The sequence below is a fragment of the Bradyrhizobium amphicarpaeae genome (assembly GCF_002266435.3).
Lineage (GTDB): Bacteria > Pseudomonadota > Alphaproteobacteria > Rhizobiales > Xanthobacteraceae > Bradyrhizobium > Bradyrhizobium amphicarpaeae.
In genome coordinates this window covers 7,019,409-7,025,930 of the sequence record NZ_CP029426.2, presented here as the reverse complement: position 1 = coordinate 7,025,930, position 6,522 = coordinate 7,019,409, and the positions used below count along the sequence as shown (strand labels likewise).

The following is a 6,522-nucleotide window of genomic DNA, read 5'->3' as shown; positions in this document are numbered from 1 at the left end:
CGTCAAAAAACTTCTCATGAGAGATAAGGTTGCGTTGTGAGCGCCATGCAGGCTTCCCTGCCGTGGCGCGACCTCAAAGCGAGTCCATCGTCAGCCATGGCTCGACCGTTCGGCGCGAACGCCGTTGTCCGATCAGCGATGTCAGAGATGGAGGGGTCGCGAGGTCAGCGCGTACTCGGCGCTCCGCTATACGCGGGAGGCTGGATGTCCGACGGATCTGGAACGGCATCGTTGGAATGCGAAGTGTAGTTCAATACCGCGTTGAGTCCGTAAGACATGATACCTCCCCGTCCTGCCGTGATTGCTCACGACAAGGTCCTGCGTGTCCTGAAGACAGCCGCGCCATAAGCTACGGATGTCCGGCCCTGTACTGGCGTCCGCTCGGCTTCGCCATCCTGCGTGTCGGGGTAGTCTCAAGATGTCTCTCATTTGCGCTTGGCGCGAGCGAGAAGATCCCGCTTGGAGACATTCAGACAAAGAACTACCGTTCCCATGTTGCCATGGGTTATGATCCGACAATCGCTTGTTGATGCGTCGCCAACGTGCACACCGCCGCCGATTTGCACGTTCGCCCCGTTTCCGATACCGCGCTGGTCTCAAGATCGTGGGCGCCGCTGACGTCTTAAGGAATACACTATGCGGAAAGACTCGCAACGAAATTGATTCACACTTGAGGCGTCAAAAAACTTGACCTCGGTTAACGCCGCGCGCGAGTTGTTCACAGGCTCGGAAGCAAGTTTCTGGATTCGTGCACAGAATCGAGAATGCCGGGCATCGTGTGACAATTCTCAGTCACCGCCAAAAAATTTTTACAAATCCGTCACGCATCGGACGCGCCGGCGAATTTTCCAAATGCTTACGGTCGCTATGTCGATAAGTGATTAGCGAGACATCGTTTTTTGAGTCTCGTTTCACAGGGTAACTCCACAGCCGCGCGCGTTCCGGTGAATCTACGGTGTGCAGAACTCAGGCGTGCGCGAATTCATCTTAGCCCCGCAGCACAGGGGTTTTTGCAACGCGGTGAAAGTTTCCACTGTTGCAGGACATCGGTACGTGGAACTACGGAAGGACAATAGCACAGCCGGTGCAGACCGACGAAGATCGACTGTGGCGTGACCGCTTGCGTGAATATGACAGGCAACAAAAAAAGCCCGGCGCGATGCCGGGCTGTTTGACGCGTGCGATGTACGATCGGATCGGCCGACCGATGGGTCCGCCGTTGCTCCGCTCGTTACGTGTCTCGTTACTTGGCGAGCTTGGCGATCTGCGCGGTGAGCCGCGAGACTTTGCGGCTGGCGTTGTTCTTGTGAATGATGTTGCGCTGGGCGGCGCGCATCAAGGCGGGCTCGGCATTCGCCAGCGCCTTCACGGCAGCGGCGCGGTCGCCGGTCGCGATGGCTTCTTCGACGTTACGCACGGCACCGCGCATCTGGGTGCGGCGCGACTTGTTGACGGCGGTGCGGCGGGCGATCTTGCGCGTCGCCTTCTTGGCGGAGGTGGTATTGGCCATGGTCTCAATATCCTTATGCGAAACCGGTCGCGTCTTGGTCGGGTAGCGCCGGCTTGCTTGACCGCGTAATCGACGCTCGGATTTAGGGTGTTCGGTTGCTGGGCTGTTCCCGGAACATGAGCGACAGCCTTGCGGCTGTCTCTGAGGCCCAAAGAGCCCCTAAGCTCAAGGCGCCTGCAACTGCTCAAAGAACAGCGGCGGCAGGATTGCGCCCGCCGCCAGTTGGCGCCCTTATAGAGAGGGTCTTCGGCACCGTCAACGCTTTCCAGGCTGGAAAAGCGGTCCCGGGGCCCTCTAGGGGGCGTCGTAACGCCCTGAAGAGGTTGAATTTATGCCGTCTCCCGGCTATTGGCTGGCGGCGTTTTGTCGGCTTCTCCGATCGGACGACCATATAGGGTGAGGCATGATCCGCGGCTTTTTCCGACTGATTGGGCTGTTGCTGCTCGCCGGCGGGTTCATCTTCATGGTCTATGACGGCGCCCGCTGGGTGGCCGACCAGACCCTCAGATTCACCCGGTTCGGCCAGTTCTGGAACGACATCAATCAGGCCAGCCAATCGGCATTCCGCACCTGGGTCGAGGCCAAGGCGCCCTGGCTCTGGACCTCGGTGATCCGCCTGCTGCTGGATCAGCCGGTCTTCGCCGTCCTCGGCATTCTCGGCATCCTGCTGATGATCCTGTTCCGTCCGCGGAAACCCCTGATCGGCTATTCCCGGGATTGAGCTATCAATTCCCGCCGGGATTGAGTGATCAATTCCCGCCGGGATTGAGCGCGCGCGAGACGCGCGGCGTAACAGGGCTGCCCACGCCAGCGTAGATCCCTATATTCCCACCTGATCGCGAGCACGCCGCCTGAGCATCTGGCCCAGGCGACGGAGAGCTCGTTTCGCGGAGATCCGATCATGCTGTTCATGCGCAAGACCACCGCATTGCCGAACGCAGCCGAGGCGCTGCCCGGCCGTGCGCAAGCGATTCCGACCGCGACCACCCATTTCGTCAACGGCCGCAAGCTGCAGCCGCCTTATCCCGCCGGTTTCGAGCAGGCGGTGTTCGGGCTCGGCTGCTTCTGGGGCGCCGAGCGCAAGTTCTGGCAGATCGGCGACGGCATCTACACCACCGCCGTCGGCTATGCCGGCGGTCACACGCCGAACCCGACCTATGAAGAGACCTGCTCGGGCCGCACCGGCCACACCGAAGTGGTGCTCGTCGTGTTCGATCCGAAGAAGATCTCCTACGAGACATTGTTGAAGACGTTCTGGGAGAGCCACAACCCGACGCAGGGCATGCGCCAGGGCAACGACGTCGGGACGCAATATCGTAGCGCGATCTATACTTATTCGGACGCGCAGAAGAACACCGCCGACCAATCGAAGGCGCTCTATCAGAAGGCGCTTGCTGCGAAGGGCCTCGGCGCCATCACCACCGAGATCGCGCCGGCAGGCGAATTCTTTTTCGCGGAGGATTACCATCAGCAATACCTGGCGAAGAATCCCGCCGGCTATTGCGGCCTCGGCGGCACCGGCGTGTCCTGCCCGATCGGCGCCGGTGTGAGCGCGTAAGCGTAAGTCGCCGAAGGGTGCGGCCCTTACCCTCCTCTGGAGGGGGAGGGTCGGCTCACATTGAGCGCAGCGAAAATGTGAGACGGGGTGGGGTGACGGTCTCTCCACATCCAACAGTGCCCGAATGGAGAGATCACCCCACCCCGCTCGCGCTGCGCGCGATCGACCCTCCCCCTCCAGGGGAGGGTGAGAACGGCCCCGCCCCCCTCAACGCTTTATTAACCATAACCGGTGCATCACTTAACTTGTCTCGTTTCGAGGGATTGGTCCGGTGCCGGTTGCACGCGCGTTTCGATGGTCGATCTTGGCAGCGTCACTGGCAGCGTCCGCCGCGCTGACCCTTGGTGGCTGCATGCAGACCGCCGGCCCCGTCGCGGTGATGCAGCCGCGCGCCGATCTCGACTCCATGGCCTATGGCCAGCCTTACAGCGGCCCGCAGCCGGTCGTCGTTGCCAACAACGGCGGCGGCGCCATCGCCGCGCTCAGCAATTCCTTTGCCGCTTCGCCCGCACCGATGCCGGTCGGCTACGCCGCGCCGATGGCGGCACGTTACGATGCCTCCTACCATCTCGACGCCGGCGACAAGCTTCGCGTCGTGGTCTACGGCCAGGAAGGTCTCACCAACAGCTACGCCATCGATGCCGGTGGTTCGATCACGATGCCGCTGATCGGCGGCGTGCCCGCACGCGGTCGCACTCCGGCAGGGCTCGCCGGTGAAATCGCCGCGCGGCTGCGCAACGGCTATATCCGCGAGCCTTCGGTCGCTGTCGAGGTCGAGTCCTATCGCCCATTCTTCATTCTCGGCGAAGTCACGGCGCCCGGCCAGTATCCCTACGTGCCGAACATGACGGTCGAAAGCGCGGTCGCGATCGCCGGCGGCTTCTCGCCCCGCGCCAAGCGCGACGTCGTCACCATCACACATACCGAGAACGGCGGCTCCATGCGCGCCGTGGTGCCGCTCGGCACCCCCTTGAACCCCGGCGACACCGTGTTCGTCGGCGAGCGCTGGTTCTAGATTTCAGCCCGACTTTTTTGCTCGGTCATTCCGGGGATTTGACCGGCCAGCTCCAGTGCGGGGCGGCAGGAAGCCGCCACCCGATTCCTGCTCTGAGGTGTCATTGCCGGGCTTGACCCGGCAATCCATCCACTTGAGAAAAATGCCTCGTTTGATGGATGCGCGGGTCAAGCCCGCGCATGACGGGTGGTGTTACTTCGTCAAATGCTTTGCGAAGAACGCCATGCTGCGCGGCCAGGCGATGTCGGCGCTGGCCTTGTCGTAGCTGGCGCGCTCGTCGCAATGGAAGCCGTGCTGCGCGCCCGGATAGACGAAGACCTCCACGTCCGGCCGCTTCGACTTGATGGTCTCGACGTCGGTCAGGGGGATGCCCGCATCCTTCTCGCCGAAATGCAGTTGCGTCGGCACCTTCGGTGTCTCCTCGGCAAAGCGCACGACGGCGCCGCCGTAGTAGCCGATCGCAGCCTTCAGTCCCGACAGCCGCGTCGCCGCGACAAACGCGATGCTGCCGCCGAGACAGAAGCCGATGATCCCAACCGGGCCCACGCTTTTCACCGCATCGATCGCCGCCTGGGTGTCGCGCAGCATGGCGGCCCAATCGGGATTGGCGACGAACTTGCGCGCTTCGGCGATCTCGTCGGGCGAATAGCCCGACTGGAAGCCCGGCGCGGTGCGGTCGAAGATCGACGGCGCGATCGCGACATAACCTTCCCCGGCGAGGCGGTCGCAGACCGAGCGGATGTGGTGATTGACGCCGAAGATCTCCTGGATCACCACCACCGCGCCTTTCGGCGTGCCCGAGGGGTCGGCGCGATAGGCGCCAAACTGGAAATTGTCGGAGGCCGTCAGCTTGATGTCTTGTCCCACGCGGGTTGTCCTTCTTGGTTGCTACGTACTCTGCTCTCTCCCCTCATCCTGAGGAGCGCGCTCTTCGCGCGTCTCGAAGGATGAAGGCCGAGATGCAACAGTGGGGCCTTTCATCCTTCGAGACGCTTGCTGCGCAAGCTCCTCAGGATAACGGGCAACGCCTACTCCCACATCCAGTTCTCGCCGTAATCCTCCTTCCATCCTGCCAGCCGTCCATGACGGAATTGCAGGAACAGACGGTGGCGGTACGGGATCAGGCCGCTGCCGCCGAGGTTGCGCAGCGCGAGATAGATCTCGCTGCCGGGACGCCCGCGCACATATTGCAGCGGCTGCCCGAGGGCACGGGCGGTCTGCTCGGCATCCATGCCGAAGGCGAGCGGAACGTTGTTCGACAGGGTCGTGACGAAGGGCTGGCGCGGCGGCACCGCGCCGAATGGTTCGGCCTGCACTGCCGAAGACAGCAGCGCCGTCATCGCGCCCGCCGCGAAGATCGCTCGCATCATGGTCCAGGTTCCCATTGCCTTAGCCTATGCCGACAGGTTCTTCAGGCAGGTTCTTGAGGCAAGTTCTTCAGGAAAGGCTCGACGGCGTCAACAAAAGCCTTGGGCTGATCGATGTTGACGGCGTGGCCGGCCGCGGGGATCACGACCTTTTGTGCGCCGGGGATTTTTGCCGCCATGTAATCGGACGCGGCCAGGAACGGCGCGTCGTCGGCGCCGACCACGATCAGGCTGGGCACCTTGATGTCGGGCAGCAGCTCGATCACGCGCGCATCCCGCTGGGTCAGCATGCCGCGTGCGGCCAGCGCCAATCCCTTGGCGTCGCGATGATTGGCGGTGGCGCGCTCGCGCGTCGCCGATTTCAGCATGCCGAGGCCTTCGCGATCGAGCCTGTCGGCGGTGCCGAGCGCCCGCGCGTTCCAGGCCTCGCGCGCGTCGTCCTTCTTGAAGCCGGGGCCGGTGTCGATGATCAGCAGCGCGCGGACGCGTTCCGGATAGGCCCGATAGAACGCCAGCGACATGTAGCCGCCGAGCGAGAGGCCACCGATGATGGCACGCTCGGCGCCGACGGCATCGAGGATCGCCGCCATGTCGGCGACCGTCAGCGCTTCGCTGTAGGCGCCGGGATTATCGGGGTAATCGGACTGGCCATGGCCACGCATGTCCCACAGGATCAGCGTGTGATCCTTCGCGAGCGCGTCGACCTGCCCGTGCCACATCGCCGACGTCGATGAGCAGCCATGGGTGAGCAGCAGCGGCGGACCGCTGCCGTGAACCTCGTAATGGATATTGACGCCGTCCCGATTGATCACAGGCATTGTCTCCGCCCTTTCTTGTTCTTCCACTCAAACCGTAGCGAGACATATGTCTCCGCGAGGCCAGTCTCGTAGGGTGGGCAAAGGCGCACTTGCGCCGTGCCCACGTCTTTTCATCTCGTTGCGGACGTGGGCACGCGTCGCTTTGCCCACCCTACGACACTTGTTCACTCTAGCAACGATGACGGTGCACCTTCTCCCACAAGGCGAAGGGACGCCCGCGGCAACGATCGTACTCTAGCGCCAAGTTACCTGGA

The 6,522-nt window shown here is 62.9% G+C and carries 7 protein-coding genes; 3 read left to right on the top strand and 4 right to left on the bottom strand.

Features of this window, described 5'->3' with window-relative positions; translation table 11 throughout:
• Positions 1-1,243: 1,243 nt before the first annotated feature.
• Positions 1,244-1,510: a 30S ribosomal protein S20 gene (gene rpsT / locus CIT40_RS32910; protein ID WP_018319466.1), complete on the bottom strand. Its 267-nt coding sequence runs from the start codon at positions 1,508-1,510 to the stop codon at positions 1,244-1,246.
• A gap of 403 nt (positions 1,511-1,913) precedes the next feature.
• Here rpsT and CIT40_RS32905 point away from each other — a divergent pair, with 403 nt between their 5' ends.
• The 3 genes from CIT40_RS32905 to CIT40_RS32895 all read left to right on the top strand — a co-directional run bounded on the left by CIT40_RS32905 (position 1,914) and on the right by CIT40_RS32895 (position 4,083).
• The gene (locus tag CIT40_RS32905; protein ID WP_028133689.1) at positions 1,914-2,231 is read left to right on the top strand and encodes a hypothetical protein; all 318 of its coding nucleotides are present in this window, start codon (positions 1,914-1,916) and stop codon (positions 2,229-2,231) included.
• 180 nt (positions 2,232-2,411) lie between these two features.
• Positions 2,412-3,068, top strand: a complete 657-nt coding sequence (gene msrA, locus CIT40_RS32900; protein WP_094894415.1) for a peptide-methionine (S)-S-oxide reductase MsrA — start codon at positions 2,412-2,414, stop codon at positions 3,066-3,068.
• Positions 3,069-3,339: 271 nt separating this feature from the next.
• Positions 3,340-4,083 carry a polysaccharide biosynthesis/export family protein gene (locus tag CIT40_RS32895; protein WP_094894418.1) on the top strand — a complete coding sequence of 248 codons (744 nt, stop codon included), beginning with the start codon at positions 3,340-3,342 and terminating at the stop codon, positions 4,081-4,083.
• A gap of 192 nt (positions 4,084-4,275) precedes the next feature.
• On the opposite strand, the gene CIT40_RS32890 is transcribed toward CIT40_RS32895, so the two are convergent.
• The 3 genes from CIT40_RS32890 to CIT40_RS32880 all read right to left on the bottom strand — a co-directional run bounded on the left by CIT40_RS32890 (position 4,276) and on the right by CIT40_RS32880 (position 6,268).
• Entirely contained in the window at positions 4,276-4,950 is a 675-nt protein-coding gene (locus tag CIT40_RS32890; protein WP_094894420.1) for a dienelactone hydrolase family protein, read from the bottom strand.
• A gap of 161 nt (positions 4,951-5,111) precedes the next feature.
• Positions 5,112-5,453: a hypothetical protein gene (locus CIT40_RS32885; RefSeq protein WP_094894423.1), complete on the bottom strand. Its 342-nt coding sequence runs from the start codon at positions 5,451-5,453 to the stop codon at positions 5,112-5,114.
• Between the two features lie 41 nt (positions 5,454-5,494).
• On the bottom strand, positions 5,495-6,268 hold the full coding sequence (locus CIT40_RS32880; RefSeq protein ID WP_094894426.1) for an alpha/beta fold hydrolase: 774 nt from the start codon (positions 6,266-6,268) through the stop codon (positions 5,495-5,497).
• Positions 6,269-6,522 lie beyond the last annotated feature (254 nt).

Coding starts and splice junctions, on each gene's coding strand:
- rpsT (WP_018319466.1), bottom strand. CDS start 1,510: ATGGCCAATACCACCTCCGCCAAGAAGGCGACGCGCAAGATCGCCCGC.
- CIT40_RS32905 (WP_028133689.1), top strand. CDS start 1,914: ATGATCCGCGGCTTTTTCCGACTGATTGGGCTGTTGCTGCTCGCCGGC.
- msrA (WP_094894415.1), top strand. CDS start 2,412: ATGCTGTTCATGCGCAAGACCACCGCATTGCCGAACGCAGCCGAGGCG.
- CIT40_RS32885 (WP_094894423.1), bottom strand. CDS start 5,453: ATGATGCGAGCGATCTTCGCGGCGGGCGCGATGACGGCGCTGCTGTCT.
- CIT40_RS32880 (WP_094894426.1), bottom strand. CDS start 6,268: ATGCCTGTGATCAATCGGGACGGCGTCAATATCCATTACGAGGTTCAC.